Source organism: Azospirillum cavernae (assembly GCF_003590795.1).
Taxonomy (GTDB): Bacteria; Pseudomonadota; Alphaproteobacteria; order Azospirillales; family Azospirillaceae; genus Azospirillum; species Azospirillum cavernae.
On record NZ_QYUL01000001.1, the window covers coordinates 2,265,183 to 2,280,738 of the forward strand.

The following is a 15,556-nucleotide window of genomic DNA, read 5'->3' on the forward strand; positions in this document are numbered from 1 at the left end:
AGAGAGGCGCGGAACCCGACGCGGGTCGCGCGCGGCGCTTCATCCCCGTCGCGGCGGCGGCAGATCGGGCGGCGCCGCGACCCCCGCGAACAACGGCCCAGCCGCCGGACGATCCGGCGCGCCCACCCCCGCCATCAGCGGAAACAGGCCGACGACCATCAGTCCGACATGCATGGACAAACAGTTGGCCCCGGCGCAGCAAGGCGGAACCGAAGGGGCGGGAGCCGTGTGGCAGGGCGCGCGGTCCATCTCTCCGGCCCAAACACGGACCATGGCCGCCTCGACCGAAACCGGGACGCTGACCGCGTGATGATGCCCCGCATGACCGTCCTGCGAGACATTGCCCGCCAAAGCCGGGCCGGACCACAGGGCAAAGCCCAGCGCCAGCGCGATCATCAGCGCCGCCGCCGCCCCCAGCCGTCCGAACCACGAACCCAGCCGCATCCGCGCGTTTCTCCGGTCTTTCCCCTTCGTCACATAGGCCCATCCGCCCGGCGGGTCAACCGCCCCTGCCCTTCGGCCATGCGGTGAACCGATTGGTGATAGGCGTTTTCCCGAGCATGAAAATGAAACAGTCCGCGCCTATATTGCGGGTCTCTTGAAACCACAGCCTTTGCTCGTCATGTCCAGTTCCGCCCGCAAGGGTCCGATCCCAACCCGTCAACTGCACTGCGCCTGCTGCGGTCGTCCGTTCGTCCGCCCGTCGCTGCGGGGACCGGCGCCGCTTTACTGCTCGCCCGATTGCCAGAAGCAGATGCGCGTCCGTTCACGGGTGTGGAGCCTGTCGCAAGGCGAGACCGCCCCGGCGCCCCGGCGCGCGCGCGCGCTGCTCAAAGCCTCCTGAGTTTCATCACCGCACATCCACCAGGGCGCTGTCGCTGCGCCCATCCGCGTCCAGCACGGTGACGCGCACCGGCCCCGGTCCTTCGGGCCGCCACACCACCTCGCGGGCGATGGGCGACAGGGCGATGCGCCGCCCGTCGATCAACCAGGACAGCGGACGCCGCCCGCCCGTGGCCGAGAAGGTCAGCGGATCGGCCCGGCCATCCGGCCCCAACGCCTCCACCACCATGTCGCCGCCGGGAAACACCAGCCGCAGCCGGTCGGGTTGGCGCACTCCAACCGCTTGCCCGGACTCGCCCGCCTGCAAACGGCGCAGCAGCTCCGGCGGCGCTTCGGCGGTGACGGGACCGGCGGGACGGCCACGGTCGGCGGGCAGCAGATCGAACAGTTGGAACAGCAGCGGGGCCGCCGTGTTGCGGCCATAGCGGTCGGGGCTGGGCGTGCCGTCCGGGCGACCGACCCAGACGCCGACGGTGTAACGCTCCGTCACGCCAAAGGCCCAGGCGTCGCGAAAGCCGTAGCTGGTCCCCGTCTTCAGGGCGATGGGACCGGCCCCGCGCAACGCCTGCGCCTGGACGATTCCGGGCGGCGGCGGGGAGCCTTCCAGAATCGCCCGCACCTGCTGCGCCGCCGAGGGGGAGAGCAGCCGGACGCCCCCCTCTTCCGCCGCGTCGGGCTGAAGCCGCAGCGGGGCGACCATGCCGCCGCGCGCCAAGCCGCTGTAGAGCGTCGTCATGTCCCACAAATTGATCGACGCGCCGCCCAGCGCCACCGGCAGCCCCGGAACCGCGTTGCGCGACGGCAGAACCAGCCGCGCCCCGACCCGACGCAGCGCGTCGGCGAAGCGCAGCGGCCCGACCCGGTCGAGCACCAGCACCGCCGGGATGTTCAGCGAGCGCTGCAACGCCTCCTCGATGGTCAGATCGCCGGTGAATCCCCGGTCGAAGTTGCGCGGGGCGTAATCGCCAAAGCGGGTGGAGACGTCGGCCACTTGGGTCAAGGGGTGGATCAGGCCATCGTCAAAGCCCAGCCCATAGATGAAGGGTTTCAGCGCCGACCCCGGCGAGCGCACCGCCCGCACCATGTCGATCGGGCCGCGCCGGTCCTCGTCCAGCGCGTCGGAACTGCCGAGATAGGCCAGAACCGCGCGGGTCCGGTTGTCCACCACCAGCGCCGCCATCCCGGCCCGCTGGTTCAGCGGCGCGACCTCCCGCCGGGCCAGCGCCTCGACCGCCCGTTGCAGCCCGCCATCCACGGTCGTCGTCAGGATCGTTTCGCCGGAGCGCCGCGCCCGCAGCGCGTCGGCCAGATGGGGGGCGGAGGCGGGCAGCGGTTGGCGGACCGACGGAACCGGCTCCGTCTTCGCCTCCGCCGCCGCTTTGGCCGAGAGAGCGCCCGCTTCGACCGCGCGGTCCAGCACCTTGTCGCGCGCTATCCGCGCCCGTTCGGGGAAACGGTCGGCGCGCAAACGGCTCGGCGATTGCGGCAGCGCGACCAGCAAGGCGGCCTCCGCCGCGTCCAGCTCGGTCGGCGCTTTGCCGAACAGGGTGAGCGCGGCGGCGCGGACGCCCTCGACGTTGCCGCCATAGGGGGCCAGCGTCAGATACATCCCCAAAATCGCCCGCTTGTCGTAGCGCCATTCCAATTGCGCGGCGCGCGCCGCCTCGATCAGCTTGGCCGACAGGCTGCGTGGGCGCGGCTCCAACAGGCGGGCGACCTGCATGGTCAGGGTGGACGCCCCCGACACCACCCGCCCGGCCCCGAGATTCTGGCCGAACGCGCGGAGCGCCGCCAGCGGATCAACCCCGGCGTGGCGGTAGAAGCGCCGATCCTCATAGGCCAGCAGCAGATCGAGGAACAGCGGGGCGACCGCGTCGGCCTCGACCGGCAAGCGCCACGCCCCGGCGGCGTTGGTGTAGACGCGCAGGGGCTGGCCGCTGCGGTCGGCCACCGTCACCGACAGATCGGCCAACCGCTCCAGCGGCGGCGGACACAGCCGGTCGAGCAGCAGCGCCGCGCCCGCCAGCCCGCCGACCGACAGAACGGCCAGCGCCGCGACGACGCGGCCACGGCGCCGCAAACCCCACCCGCGCAAACCCCAGCCCGGCAAGCCTCACTCCGCCGGATGCACGGTGATCCGCCCGACGGCTTGGCGGGCGAAGAAGCGCGGCTTGTACATGTCCTCCACCGACGCGCCGGGCAGCTCATAGACGCCCGGCGTCACGGCGCGGACGATGAAGGCCAGCTTGAAGGACGCCGCCTCTTCCGTCAGATCGAGCGCGGCGACGAAACGGTCGTCGCGGGCCTCCACGCTGTCGGGAAAGGTCAGCTTGTCCAACCACGGCAAGTCATCCGTTCCGCCCGCCCCCAGCTTGGCGTTTTCAATCTCCCAACCGGCGGGCAGCGGGTGGGTGATCGCCAGTTGGTGAAACAGCTTGGTGTTGGCCTCCCCCTCCAGCACGACGACGAAGACGTCGTTCTGGCGAATCGTGTCGAGATTCAGCGGCTCGCCCTTGCGGGTGAAGAAGTTGCGCTTCACGCGCAGCCCCTCGCGCGCCGCCGGTTGGGCGACGGTCGGAACGCCCGACAGCGACACCGCTTGCCACAGCGGCGCGCTTCCACTGTTGACCACCGGCAGCCCGGCGGTCAGTTGCGCCAGGGTGGGCCGCAGATCGACCCGCGCGCCCGCGCGCTTCTCGCCGTTGGGCAAGGTCACGCTGACGCTGGACGGCGCGCCGCGCGCCAGCGCCTCGGCGGCCAGCACCGCCCAGGCCTTTTCCTGCGTGTTGGTGCGGTTGACGGCGAGGTCGGACGCGGGCAGCCGGTCAAGCAAGGCGGGCAGCCGCTTGCCGGTCATGCCGACCTCCGACGCCAGCACGATCAGCGCCGCCGCGTCGCGGATGGTGGAGCCGTAATCGACGTTCCATTCGGCGCGGGCCAGATGATCGACGGCGGAATCAAAGGCGCTCGCCGCCCGTTCGCCGTCGCCCATGCGGGCCAACGCCGCCCCCAACTGCCCCTTGGCCAGCGGCGTCGGCAGCTTGTCGATGGCGGTGTCGTGCAGGTAGCGCGCCGGTCCGGGCAGCGACACCCCACCCAACGCCAGCGCGTGCAGGGCGTAGGCGCGCACCGCCAGTTCCGCCGGTTCGCTGGCCGACGCGATGGCCCGCTTGCGCAGCCAGCCAAGCGCGTCGTTCAGCGGCTTGTCGGGAACCGCGTTGCCCTTTTGCTTGGCGCGAATCAGGAACTCCGTCGCGTAGGCGGTCAGCCATTCGTCGGCCTCGCTCTGGGCGCTCCACAGGCCAAACGCGCCGTCGAAGCGCTGCTTGTCGAGCGTGCGCGACACCGCCTGTTGCACGCGGCCGTCCAACCCGTCGTCGGGCTTGCGGTCGGCCCCCAAGGCCAGCTCGACGTCGCGCACCGCCAGCAGCGGCAGGGCGCGGCTGACCGTCTGCTCCAGGCAGCCGAACGGATAGCGGTCGAGCGCGCGCAAAATGCCGCCGACGTCGAAGGGCGGCGCGTTGCTGAAGCTGACCGACCAACCCGCCGTTCCCGGCACATAGGCGGCCAAATCAGCCGCGCTGAAGCGCATGGTGTCGCCGGGGGGAACCTGCCGGGTGACGAGTTGCGTCTCCACCGCGCGCGCCGGGCGGACGGTGATGGCGTAGTCGTGCGTCACCGCCAGATTGTCCGGCCCGGCCACCGCCAACGACACATGACCGATTCCCGCCCCCACCCCCTTCAGGGGCAGGATCAGCGTCTTGCGTTCCCCCTTCGCCAGCGCGACCGACAGCGCGCCGCCGTCGACCGACACGGCGTCGCGGCCCGTCACGGTGACGGCGTAGGTTCCGGCGGCGGCCTCGACATTGTGCAGCGACAGCGTCACCCGGCTGTCGTCGCCGGGGGCGAGGAAGCGCGGCGTCACGGCGTCGGCCACCAGCGGATCGCGCACCGTCACCGGCCCCGCCGCCGACCCGATCCGGCTGCGGCTGTAGGCCACCGCCATCAGGCGCAACTCGCCGTTGAAGTCCGGCACGTCGAAGGCGATGCGGGCGGTTCCGTCCGGCCCGACCTTCACCGGCCCCTGGAACAGCGACACCACGGTGAAGGGCACCACCGGCAGCCCGACGCCGCTGGAATCGCCGCCCTGGCGCAGCGCGCCGAACGGCCCGTCCAGCGCGTCGATCAGATGGCCGTAATCGTCGCGAATGTCCAAACCCAGCGTGCGCTTGCCGTAGAAATGCTTGGCGGGCTGCGGGCTGACGAAATCGGTCAGCCGCAGGATCCCCTCATCCACAGCGGCGAGCGTGACGTAGACATCCTCCGCCGCGCCCTCGCCGGGCCGCGTCGGCTTGACGCTGACCCCGACCTCCAGACGGCTGCGCGGGCGGATCGTCGCCGGGGCGTCCAGCGCCACGTCGAGCGTGCGCACCGCCGGATCAATCCCGACCCAGGCGACGCCGACGGCGCGCACCGGCTGGCGCTCCTTGCCCGTCACCGGCGGACGGAAGACCGTGGCGGTCACATAGGCGCCCGGCCCCCAGGCGGCGTTGACCGGAACCTCCACCGTCGCCCCGTCGGCGGGAACGCTGATGTTGCGGACCTCGAACAGCCGGTCGGTCGCCACGGTCAACAACACCTCTCCCGCGAAGGGCGGGGTGATGCGGACGCGCGCGGTGTCGCCAGGGCTGTAGGCGGGCTTGTCGGTGGCGATCTCCAGCTTGTCCGGCGTGTTGCCGCTGTCATCCTCGTTCTGCCAACCGGCGGCGAAGCGGTAGGAGGTGGCGACGCCCGCCGCCTTGTCCGTCACCTCGATCCGGTAACGCCCGAACTCCCGCCGTCCCAGCGCCAGAGTCACCGGCTTGTCCGCCGTCGCCGCGATGGTCCCCGACGACAGCGGCACGTTGCGCGTCACCGCGTTGTAGCTGTAACGGCCATTTTGCCGATACCATTGGTAGCTGACCCGCTCCTCCACCAACTCCCAGCTCAGATTGGGCTTGGCGATGGCGGAGCCGTCGGGGGCCAGCGCGACCAGATCGAAGCTCGCCTCCTGCCCCTCGCCGATCCGGCCATCGGAAAAGCGCGGGCGCAGGCCGATGGCGTGCGCCTTGGCGCGGATGGGAACCGTCACCGCCTTGTGGACCGGGCGCCCGCCCGGCTCCGACAAGGCGACGCGGATCTCCGCGCGCAGCGGGCGGGTGGTGTCGGGCAGCGAGGGCAGCGCCACGGCGACGCGCGATTGCCCTAGCCCGTCCGTCACCGGAAACTCCAGCGTGTCGAGCTTGGACTCCACCGTCTCCTGCGTCCGTCCGAAGCGGTAATCCTTATAGGCCGGGTACGGCGTCGGGTCGGGCTGGATCGCCACCTCCGCCGTGCCGGACAGACCGGCGGCGGGCGGGCCGTAGAGGAAACGCCCGTTGGCGACCACCTCGAACGGTTGGCCCGGCGTGAGGACCGGCGCGCTGGCGGTCAAATCGAGCGCCAGCTTGACCGGGACGAAATCCTCCACCTGGAAGGCGCCGCGCCCGACCGGCTCGCCCTTTGGGTCGCCATAGACCAGCACCTGCCAACCGCCCAGCGGCGCCGTGCGCGACAGGGTCAGCGGCAGGAAGAAGCCGCCCGCCGCCTGCCCGGTCAGCGGGCCGGAGAAATACTCAGTGCCGCTGGGGCGCAAAATCTTGACGGTCAGCGGGAAATTCTCCACCGCCTCGGTCTTGTCGTCGCGCAGCAGGATCGACAGATTGACCGTCTCGCCCTGCCGGTACACGCCACGGTCGGCGTAGACGAAGGCGTCCATCGGACCCGGCGCGGCGCGCCCGCCGACCCCACGGTCGCTGAGGTCGAAGGCCGCCCCGGTCAGATCCTGCATGGCGAAATCGGCGCCGAGATAGGCCATCGCCATGTCCGGCGTGTTGCCGCCGGTCTTCAGCAGCCCCGGCGCGAAGCGCGCCCGGCCCAACTCGTCCGTCGTCGCGCGGGCCAGTTCGGCGTTGTTGCGGGCGACCAACGCCACCTCGACCCCGGCCAGCGGCTTGGCCGTGCCGTAGGAGCGGGCGAAAACGGTCAGCCCATCGGCGCCGCGATAGCTGGTCAAGCCGATGTCGGACACCAGCACCCATTGCGTCGCCAGATCGTTCCAGGGGTCGCTCGGCTCCACGTCGGTGGGTTGGGCGGTGACGGCGTAGAGGCCGGGTTTGGGCTGCTCGCCCACGGCCTGCCGGAAGGGCAAGGCCGATTGGGTCTGACGGTTGCGCTCGCCCTTCACCTCCAACGAGCCGGACCACACCAGCTCGCCGTTGCGGTCGGCCAGAGTTTCGGCGGAATTGCTGGTCAGCGGGTTGAACAGCCGCCCGTCGGCCATGCCGGGAACCAGCGCCCGGTCGGTGACGCGGTAGACCGACACCGCCAGCTTGTCCGTGTTGACCGAGACGATGGGGATGCCGTCCGGCCCGCTGCGCGGCAGGATGAAGGCCGATCCCTTGAAGGCGACCATCGGCGAGCGATCCGGCACGCGGACGCGCTGGGTCTCCTCGGCCTTCTGCTCCACCCCATCCTCGCCGGGCAGGCCCTGGCGCAGGGTGACGGCGTAGCTGGCGCCATGGGCGACGCCGCGCAGGCAGAGCGTGTTGTCGCGCGCGTCCACTGACAGCTTGGTCGGCGGCTCCACCCGCAGATAATCGTCAAAGCGCACGCCCTTGCGCGTGCTGAGCCGGTCGGAGAATTGGAAGCAGACCCGCGCCGCCGCGTCGTCCGAATTGACGGTGACGTCGCGCAGCGTCAGCCCGGCCTTGCGGCGCAGGGCGATCCAGCGCTCCTCCAGCTTCGGGGCCAGCGCGTCGAGAACGCCCGGCTCCAGCTTGTCCGCCATGGCGCGGATGGCCCCCAGCGCCTTGGCCGCCTCGTCCGGCTTGCCGAACGACTCGTCCATCAGCGCGGCGACGCGCAGCAGAACCCCGACCCGCTCATCGTCCTTCGGCTCGCCGATCCCGGCCTGAACGGCGCTTTGCAGCGCGCGGTCCTTGTTGGGGGTCGGCAGCGCCATCCAGGCGGCGCTCAACTCCAGCCAGACCGACGGGCTGGCCGCGCCGTTGATGATCGCCTGCTCGTATTTCGGCACGGCGGCGGCGCCGTCCTTGCGGGCCATGGCGGCGCGCGCCTGCTTCAGCGCCGCCTCGCTGACCTGCGGGGCGGGCTGCGGCGGAGCCTTGGCCGTCAGGCCACCGACATAAAGCGTGGTGTCGACCCAGTTCGGCACCGCGTAGGGCTGCCGTTCGGAGGCAAGGGAGGGAACGGCGGTCGAGAGGGCCATCGCCATCACGACCCACGCCAAAGTCAGCAACCGCCTCATCGCACCGCCCCTGCCCGAATTTGCCGATCAGCCCTTATACGCCTGACAACAATCGCTTGACGACAGCGGCGGCGGGCGGATGACCGGATTTCCGCAAGACGGACTGTCCGTCACCCCCGACAGCCGACTGTCGGCGGCGGCGGACAGGCGCGCCGCCGTCACGGGCCGTCCCATCCGGTCAAACCACGTCGGTTCAATGGGTTGCACCGTGGGTTGCAAGAACAACCCATGCGGCATGGTTTTTGCTGCCTACAATCCGCCTTGCGGATGATGGAAACGCCGCCGCAAGGCGCAACGACAAGAACCACCACGCGCGAGGACACCATGGGATTGTTGCGAAGCGTCATCGTCGGGGCGTTCTGCGCCGCCGCGTCCTGGATCGCCATTGGCAGCGGGCAAGAGGCCAAGGCGTTGAGCTGCGGAGGCTTCGCCTACCCGTACTGCCAGGGATCGCAGACGCAATTCGCCGGGGGCTTCGCGCCGGGCGTCGGCTCGGGCGGGTTCGGCGGGGGAAGCTGCACGGCGACGCGCACGCCCATCGTGTTCGTCCATGGCAACGGCGACAGCGCCATCGGTTGGGCCAGCCCGGCCAACACGGCGCCCAGCGGCTACGCCGCGCCGGGCCAGTCGGTGTATGATTACTTCAAGGCCCAGGGCTACAACGACTGCGAGCTGTTCGGCGTCACCTATCTGGATTCCAGCGAGCGCGGGACGCCCGCGCTGAATTACCACTCCTCGGCCAAATACGCGATCATCAAGACCTTCATCGACAAGGTGAAGCTCTACACCGGCAAGACGCAGGTGGACGTCGTCGCCCATTCGCTGGGAACCTCGATGGCGCTGGCGACCTTGAAGACCTACGGCAACTGGTCAAGCGTGCGCCGCTTCGTCAACATCGCGGGCGGGGTGCGCGGTTTGAACTCCTGCCTCTACACCGGCTACGCCAACGCCTACGCCACCACCTGCGGGTCGGAAAACCTGTTCAACAGCAGTGTTTTCGGCTTCTACCCCGACAGCGGCGTCTATGGCTATGGCAACAACCGCTGGACCGGCGCCGGGTCGTCGGGCCTGCGCAACCTGCCCGCCGTCGGCGCGACGGTGCAGTTCTACACCATCGGCGCGGGCCAGCAGGACCAGATCCATTGCTCGACCGCCGCCGGGTGGAGCAGCTGCGCCGCCGGTCCCACCTTCACCGCTCGGTCGAACGTCGTGGCCCAAATCAACATCGGCGCCGGATCGACGGCGGCGGCCATCGACATGAATCTCAGCGACAATTTGTGGACCAACGCCAACGGCGGCGACACCAACGGCGTCGGCCATTTCAAGGCGCGCAACAACAGCGCGACCATCATCCACCGGATGCTGACGACCACCTGCGCCGGGCTGTCCTGCGCGTCGGCCTACAGCTTCGGCCCGAAGGTCTCTTACTGAGACTGAAACTTACGCCGCGCCGTCGTCCTCCAGCGCCAGCCGGATAAAGGCCCGTTCGGCGGCGCTGCGGTGACGGTCGCGGTGGCGCAGCAGATGAAAGGCACGTTCGGGCAGATCCAGCCCGTCCAGCGCCACCACGCGACCGTCGCGCAGCGCGTCGTCCACCACCAGATCGGACAGCACGCTCACCCCCAAACCGGCAAGCAGAGCGTGGCGGATCAGCGCGCCGTCGGGCAAGGTCAGGGCGACGGTCAAGGTCGCCGGGTCCAGCCCAACGGCGCGGATCGCCCGCTCAAACAAAGCGCGGGTGCCGGAACCGGGTTCGCGCAGAATCCAGCGCGCCGCCGCCAGATCAGCGGGCGACGCCGCGCCCCGCATCGCCGCTCCCTCGGTCGCCCAGGGATGATCCCGCCCAGCCAGCAGCAACAGCCGGTCGCCGGGAATCGTCTCGGTCATCAAGGCCGGGTCGCTGACCGCGCCCTCGGCGAGGCCCAACTCGGCGCGGCCATCGCGCACGGCGTCGGCGACGTCCTGCGTGTTGCCGATGGACAGATCGACGCGGATGCCGGGAAAGGCGGCGGCGAAGCGGGCCAGACGCGGCGGCAGCCAGTGATGCCCCACCGTCTGGCTCGCCGCCAAGCGCAGCGCGCCGCGCGTCAGCCCGGTCAGCTCGGCCAGCATCGACCCGGCGTCCTCGACCTTGCGCAGAATGGCCCGCGCCTCGGTCCGCAGCAGATCCCCGGCGGCGGTCAGCTCCACCCGGCGGCCAATGCGGTCGAACAGCCGCAAGCCATGCTCGGCCTCCAGCGCGGCGATGGCGGCGCTGACGGCGGGTTGCGACAGGCGCAGGCTTTCCGCCGCGCGGGTGAAGTGCAGAAGATCGGCGACCGTCACGAAGATCCGCAATTGCTCCAGGGTCATCGGCGGCGAACGCTCCACGGGGTTGGCCTCACGCCAGCCACACAATGCCCAGCAGGCTGAAAGACGCAAGGAACAGAGTCGCCCCCACCCCCAACAGCAGCGGGCGCGGCCCGCGCGCCCACAGCTTGGCCGGGTCGGCGTCCAGCCCCATCGCCCCCAGCGCCATCGCCAGCAGAAAGGGCGCGGCCTGCCCGGCCCAGCCGCGCGCCGTCTCCGGCACCAGACCGACGCTGTTCGCCGCGATCAGGATCAAAAAGCCCGCGACAAACCAAGGCAGCGGCGCTGGGCGCGGCCCCGCCGCCGGGCCGCTCCCCACGCTCCGGGCCAGCGTCGCGCCCATGCCGACCACCACCGGGGCCAGCAACGCCACCCGCCACAGCTTGGCGATGGTCCCGGTCTCCCCCGCCTCCCGCCCATCCTGAAAGGCGGTGGCGACCGCTTGGCCAACCTCGTGGATCGACGCGCCCGCCCACAGGCCGAAAACATGCGGGTTCAGCGCCAGCGCCTCGGCCAGCAGCGGATAGACCAGCATCGACAGGGTGCCGCACAGGGTGACGCAGGCGATGGCGTAGGCGACGTCCTCCTCCTCCGCGCCGGTCACGCTGTTGACCGCCAACACGGCGGACGCGCCGCAGATCGAGGTTCCCGCCCCGATCAGCCGGGCGAGACGCGGCTCCACCCCCAGCGCCCGGCCCAGCCACCCGGTGAACCACAGGCTGGCGAGCAACGACGCGGCGACCACCGCCAGCCCCGCCCCGCCCAACGCGCCGATCCGTCCAACCGTCACCTGCGCGCCCAACAGCACGACGGCGACGCGCAACAGCGGGCGGACGGTGAAGGCCACCCCGGCGCGCGCCGCCTCCCGCCCGCCTGGACCCAGCAAGCGGCGCGCCGTCATCCCCAGCAGCACCGCCAGCACCAGCGGGCTGAGCGCCCGCCAGCCCAACGCCTGGGCCAGCGCGAAGGCCGCGACGGCCAACCCCGCCGACAGGGCGACGCCGGGCGTGACACGAGCAAGAAAGGTGGGAACGGCGCGGAACAGGGCGATGCGGATCATGATGACGGCCTCCAATTTCACAAGGAAACTGGCGGGAAATCGTCAATCCGTCCAATTGATTGAAATTACCGTTTCGATCAGAATTTCAGATCAATCACGCTCTTGGCTCCGTCAGGCGAACAGCCCGGTGAAGGGCAGGAAATCGACCAGATCGCCGGGCTTGATCGCCACCGCCTCGGCGGGCATGTCGACCAGCCCGTCGGCCTCGACCATCGAGGTCAAAACGCCTGAGCTGTTGCTGGGGAATTTGATCGCCAGCGGACGGCTATCGGGCGCGCGCTCCAACCGGGCGCGCAGGAACTCGCGCCGCCCCGGCTTTTTGGTGAAGGAGAAACCGGCCACCACCAGACTGCGCGGGGTCGCCGCGCTCGACGCCCCCGACAGCCGCAACACCAACGGACGCCCAACCAGCAAGAACGTCACCATCGCCGACACCGGGTTGCCGGGCAGGCCAAGGAAGGGCGTGGTCCCGACCCGGCCCAGCGCCAGCGGCTTGCCGGGCTTGATCGCCAAGGTCCACAGATCGATGGAGCCAAGCGCGCTGACCGCCGCTTTGACATGGTCCTCCTCCCCCACCGACACGCCGCCGCTCGTCACCAGCAGATCGGCCCGCTCCGCCGCCTCGGCCAGCGCGGCGCGGGTGGCGTCGGGACGGTCGGGCAGGATGCCAAGGTCGATCACCTCGACCCCCAGCGCGTCGAGCTGGGCGGCCAACGTGTAACGGTTGGCGTCGTAGATGGCGTGGTCGGGCTTGGGCGTTCCCGGCTCCCGCAGCTCGTCGCCGGTGGAGAACAGCGCGACGCGCAAACGCGTGCGCACGGTGACGGTGGAGCGCCCGACGGCGGCGGCCAAGCCGATTTCCTGCGCGCGCATTCGCTGGCCCGGACGCAGAACCACCGACCCGGCGGTCATGTCCTCCCCCAGCGGGCGGATGTTGGCGCCGGGCTTCAGCCGGGCGGGAACCCAGACCGCCACGCCGTCCGCCTCGGCCCGGCAATCTTCCTGCATGGCGACGCGATCGACGCCGGCGGGAATCGGCGCGCCGGTGAAGATGCGCACCGCTTGCCCCGGCGCGACGACGCCCGCGAAGGACGATCCGGCGGGAACCCGCCCGGCCACGCTCAAGCGCCGCTCGCCCTCGCCCATGCCCTCGCCCGCCGCGAAGCCCCAGCCGTCCATCGCCGACACGGCGGCGGGGGGAACGTTGACCGGGGCCGTCACCTCCTCCGCCAGCACGCGGCCCAGCGCGGCGCGCAGGGGCGCCGCCTCCGTCCCCGTCACCGGGCCATAGCCCTGGTCGATGCGGGCCAGCGCCGCGTCCAACGACAAGGCGGTGGGGCCGTGAGCGGTGCAGTCGTCCATCAGAATCGTCCTTATGCCGGGCAAGCGCGGCGGGTTGCGGGTCCAGCCTCTTTAACGCACAGCCGACACCGGCCCCTTGTCCAAGGTCAAGCCCTCAGACTCGCGTGTCTGGGGCGAATCGGCGGAATGGACGCCCCCAACCTTGCCGAGTCTGGATTGTCTCCCCATACTCCTCCAAACAGCATAATGTCGGGCGTTGGTTTTGGAGGGCAGTCTGTGGTTGGTCGTGTCGTGTCGGTGGTTTTGGCGGCGTTCATCGCCCTGACCGCGCCCGCTGTTTTCGCGGCGGAGAAACCGGCGCCCAACGTCGCCCAATTGGCCGCGCCAATCACGCCCATGGCGGCCAAGCGCGTGTCGGATTGCGAGGCCGCCGAACAGGGCGACCCCAACGCCGCCTATCGTCTGGCTCGTCGCTATCTGTTCGGCATCGGGGTTGGCCGCGACCGGCGGCTTGGCACGGCATGGCTGCGCGCCGCCGCCTCGCGCGGGCACAGCGAAGCCCGCCGCATGGTCAATTACGTTCCCGGCGGCATGGGCCGCATCCGCCCCTGGTGCCGCCCCGGCGGCGCGCCGGTGCGCAACGTCGCCCCGCCCCCGGCGGAAATCGTCCGGTTGGTCGAAGCCATCGCCCCTCGCCACGGCGTCGATCCGGCCCTGGTCCTGGCGGTGATCCAGGCGGAAAGCGCCTTCCGCACCGACGCCGTGTCGCCCAAGGACGCCGCCGGTCTGATGCAGTTGATCCCCGGCACCGCCGACCGTTTCGGCGTGTCCGACGTCTTCGACCCCGCCCAGAACATCACCGGCGGCGTGCGCTATCTGCGCTGGCTGCTGGCCTATTTTCAGGGCGACGTGACGCTGGCGCTGGCCGGTTACAACGCCGGAGAGGGCGCGGTGGACCGTTACAAGGGCATCCCGCCCTATGAGGAAACCCAGAATTACGTGCGCATCATCCGCCGGATTTACGGGGCGACCCATCACCCGTTCGACCAGCGCGTGGTCGATCCGTCTCCGGCCCTGTCCGGAGAGGCTGCGGAGTTGCCACGCACCGGGAAATCATCGAAAAAGGGCTGAGCCGTTTCCGTTCCCCCCTGTTGGGAGTTCCCGCCCCGTGCCGATGTCCGAACGCAGCTTTCTCGGCCTCAGCGCCGCCGGGTTTCACCGGGTCGCCTACACCCAATGGGGCCGCGACGACGCGCCCGCCGTCCTGTGCGTCCATGGCCTGACCCGCAACGGGCGTGATTTCGATCCGCTGGCCTTGGCGCTGGCCGACCGCCGCCGGGTCGCCTGCCCCGACGTGGTCGGGCGCGGCAAAAGCGCTTGGCTGCCAGTTCCGGCGCTCTACGGCTACCCGCAATATTGCGCCGACATGGCGGCGTTGATCGCCCGGATGGGGGTGGATCAGGTCGATTGGGTCGGCACCTCGATGGGCGGCTTGATCGGCATGACGCTGGCCGCCCAACCCAACAACCCGATCCGTCGTCTGGTCATCAACGACGTCGGCCCGCTGATTTCCAAGGTCGGGTTGCAGCGCATCGCCGATTACGTCGGCAAGGACCCGGTGTTCGAGGACGTCGCCGCCGTCGAAGCCTATCTGCGCTTCACCCTGATGGGCTTTGGCCGTTTGACCGATGGGCAATGGCGCCATCTGGCCGAGCACAGCGCCCGCCAGCGGCCCGACGGCCTGCTGGGCCTCGCCTATGATCCCGGCATCGCCGACGCCTTCAAGGCGCAGCCGATGCAGGACGTCGATCTCTGGGCCTTGTGGGACCGCGTGACCTGCCCGGTTCTGGTGCTGCGCGGCGCCGAATCCGATCTGTTGACGGCGGAGACCGCCGAGGAGATGACCCGGCGCGGCCCCGGCGCCCGGATCATCGAGATCCCCCACACCGGCCACGCCCCCGCTTTGATGAGCGAGGAGCAAATCGCCGTCGTCCGCTCCTTCCTGTTGGACGCGTAGGCCGGGCGATGGGAGGCGGGGCAATGCGGCGCGCGACATTGATCGGCGCCCTGCTGGGCGGTTTGGCCGCCGCCCCGCCCGCCGCCCTGCCCGCATTGGCGCAGGACGGGCCGAAGCGCGACGCGCTGGATTGGCTGGCCGGGGAGCCGATGACCCTGCTGGATTGGGGAATCGCCCGGCTGCGCAACGATCTGGATTTTGCGGCGGCGGACGCGGCGGCGGCGGGACGCTCCACGCTGGGGCGCAGCGGCGTGTTCTACCGCCCGCAGGACCGCAAGATCGTCGGCTACGCCAGCTTCGTCGAACCGGCGGCCAACCGGACGGACGCGGTCTGCGTCGAGCTGTTCGCGCGGGTGGTCGGCGCGCTCGTCCATGGCGCGCCGCAAGGATCGGGCGGGGCGAGCTGGTATCTGGAAAGCCTCTTCGGGCACGAGACCCGCACCGCCACGCGGCCCCAGGATTTGGGCGACCAGATGGCCGAGCGCGTCGCCCTGCAAATCACGGTCGGCCCCCGCCCCGCCGCCGCGTTCGAGGATTCCCGCCGCGTCGTCTGCACCGGGCGACTCGACTCGCCGCCCGCCGGTCTGGCCTTGCGGATCGAGGGCTGAACGCAATCCGGCTGCTGACGCGCGAGCGC

At 70.6% G+C, this 15,556-nt stretch carries 12 protein-coding genes; 5 read left to right on the forward strand and 7 right to left on the reverse strand.

Translation table 11 applies throughout. The annotated features are described in order from the left end of the window. Positions 1-39: 39 nt before the first annotated feature. The gene (locus D3877_RS10510) at positions 40-444 is read right to left on the reverse strand and encodes a hypothetical protein (protein ID WP_119830529.1); all 405 of its coding nucleotides are present in this window, start codon (positions 442-444) and stop codon (positions 40-42) included. 178 nt (positions 445-622) lie between these two features. Here D3877_RS10510 and D3877_RS10515 point away from each other — a divergent pair, with 178 nt between their 5' ends. Beyond that, complete coding sequence (locus D3877_RS10515; RefSeq protein ID WP_119830530.1) at positions 623-844, forward strand: hypothetical protein; 222 nt, start codon at positions 623-625, stop codon at positions 842-844. A 6-nt stretch (positions 845-850) separates the two neighbouring features. Here the strand turns inward: D3877_RS10515 and pbpC are convergent, their stop codons facing one another. From pbpC to D3877_RS29375, 3 genes are read right to left on the reverse strand one after another with little or no spacing between them, the layout of a single operon-like run. Further along, the gene (gene pbpC / locus D3877_RS10520) at positions 851-2,953 is read right to left on the reverse strand and encodes a penicillin-binding protein 1C (protein ID WP_238474818.1); all 2,103 of its coding nucleotides are present in this window, start codon (positions 2,951-2,953) and stop codon (positions 851-853) included. Between the two features lie 3 nt (positions 2,954-2,956). Then, positions 2,957-8,191, reverse strand: coding sequence for an alpha-2-macroglobulin family protein (locus D3877_RS10525; protein WP_119830531.1), 5,235 nt, complete (start codon positions 8,189-8,191; stop codon positions 2,957-2,959). Between the two features lie 27 nt (positions 8,192-8,218). After that, positions 8,219-8,428: a hypothetical protein gene (locus D3877_RS29375; RefSeq protein WP_147395151.1), complete on the reverse strand. Its 210-nt coding sequence runs from the start codon at positions 8,426-8,428 to the stop codon at positions 8,219-8,221. 87 nt (positions 8,429-8,515) lie between these two features. Between D3877_RS29375 and phaZ7 the strand changes: the two genes are divergently transcribed. Beyond that, entirely contained in the window at positions 8,516-9,622 is a 1,107-nt protein-coding gene (phaZ7, locus tag D3877_RS10530; protein ID WP_158599861.1) for an extracellular native short-chain-length polyhydroxyalkanoate depolymerase PhaZ7, read from the forward strand. Between the two features lie 9 nt (positions 9,623-9,631). Here the strand turns inward: phaZ7 and D3877_RS10535 are convergent, their stop codons facing one another. From D3877_RS10535 to D3877_RS10545, 3 genes are all read right to left on the reverse strand, one after another. After that, a complete protein-coding gene (locus D3877_RS10535) occupies positions 9,632-10,561 on the reverse strand; it encodes a LysR substrate-binding domain-containing protein (RefSeq protein WP_338014588.1) in 930 nt (309 codons plus the stop codon). 10 nt (positions 10,562-10,571) lie between these two features. Further along, positions 10,572-11,600 carry a YeiH family protein gene (locus D3877_RS10540; protein ID WP_119830917.1) on the reverse strand — a complete coding sequence of 343 codons (1,029 nt, stop codon included), beginning with the start codon at positions 11,598-11,600 and terminating at the stop codon, positions 10,572-10,574. 111 nt (positions 11,601-11,711) lie between these two features. Beyond that, positions 11,712-12,962, reverse strand: coding sequence for a molybdopterin molybdotransferase MoeA (locus D3877_RS10545; RefSeq protein ID WP_119830534.1), 1,251 nt, complete (start codon positions 12,960-12,962; stop codon positions 11,712-11,714). 216 nt (positions 12,963-13,178) lie between these two features. On the opposite strand from D3877_RS10545, the gene D3877_RS10550 reads away from it, so the two are divergent. Genes D3877_RS10550 through D3877_RS10560 form a run of 3 tightly spaced genes read left to right on the forward strand, consistent with a single transcriptional unit; the run spans position 13,179 to position 15,527 of the window. Beyond that, positions 13,179-14,033: a lytic transglycosylase domain-containing protein gene (locus D3877_RS10550; protein ID WP_238474819.1), complete on the forward strand. Its 855-nt coding sequence runs from the start codon at positions 13,179-13,181 to the stop codon at positions 14,031-14,033. Positions 14,034-14,076: 43 nt separating this feature from the next. Continuing rightward, positions 14,077-14,919, forward strand: a complete 843-nt coding sequence (locus D3877_RS10555; RefSeq protein ID WP_199720773.1) for an alpha/beta fold hydrolase — start codon at positions 14,077-14,079, stop codon at positions 14,917-14,919. A gap of 23 nt (positions 14,920-14,942) precedes the next feature. Further along, positions 14,943-15,527 (forward strand): hypothetical protein, encoded by a 585-nt coding sequence (locus D3877_RS10560; protein ID WP_119830537.1) that lies wholly within the window; start codon positions 14,943-14,945, stop codon positions 15,525-15,527. Positions 15,528-15,556: the final 29 nt, after the last annotated feature.

What these genes read in the sequence shown, in the direction of transcription:
- D3877_RS10510 (WP_119830529.1), bottom strand. Translation starts at nt 444, where the DNA reads ATGCGGCTGGGTTCGTGGTTCGGACGGCTGGGGGCGGCGGCGGCGCTG.
- D3877_RS10515 (WP_119830530.1), top strand. Translation starts at nt 623, where the DNA reads ATGTCCAGTTCCGCCCGCAAGGGTCCGATCCCAACCCGTCAACTGCAC.
- D3877_RS10525 (WP_119830531.1), bottom strand. Translation starts at nt 8,191, where the DNA reads ATGAGGCGGTTGCTGACTTTGGCGTGGGTCGTGATGGCGATGGCCCTC.
- D3877_RS29375 (WP_147395151.1), bottom strand. Translation starts at nt 8,428, where the DNA reads ATGCCGCATGGGTTGTTCTTGCAACCCACGGTGCAACCCATTGAACCG.
- phaZ7 (WP_158599861.1), top strand. Translation starts at nt 8,516, where the DNA reads ATGGGATTGTTGCGAAGCGTCATCGTCGGGGCGTTCTGCGCCGCCGCG.
- D3877_RS10540 (WP_119830917.1), bottom strand. Translation starts at nt 11,600, where the DNA reads ATGATCCGCATCGCCCTGTTCCGCGCCGTTCCCACCTTTCTTGCTCGT.
- D3877_RS10545 (WP_119830534.1), bottom strand. Translation starts at nt 12,962, where the DNA reads ATGGACGACTGCACCGCTCACGGCCCCACCGCCTTGTCGTTGGACGCG.
- D3877_RS10555 (WP_199720773.1), top strand. Translation starts at nt 14,077, where the DNA reads ATGTCCGAACGCAGCTTTCTCGGCCTCAGCGCCGCCGGGTTTCACCGG.
- D3877_RS10560 (WP_119830537.1), top strand. Translation starts at nt 14,943, where the DNA reads ATGCGGCGCGCGACATTGATCGGCGCCCTGCTGGGCGGTTTGGCCGCC.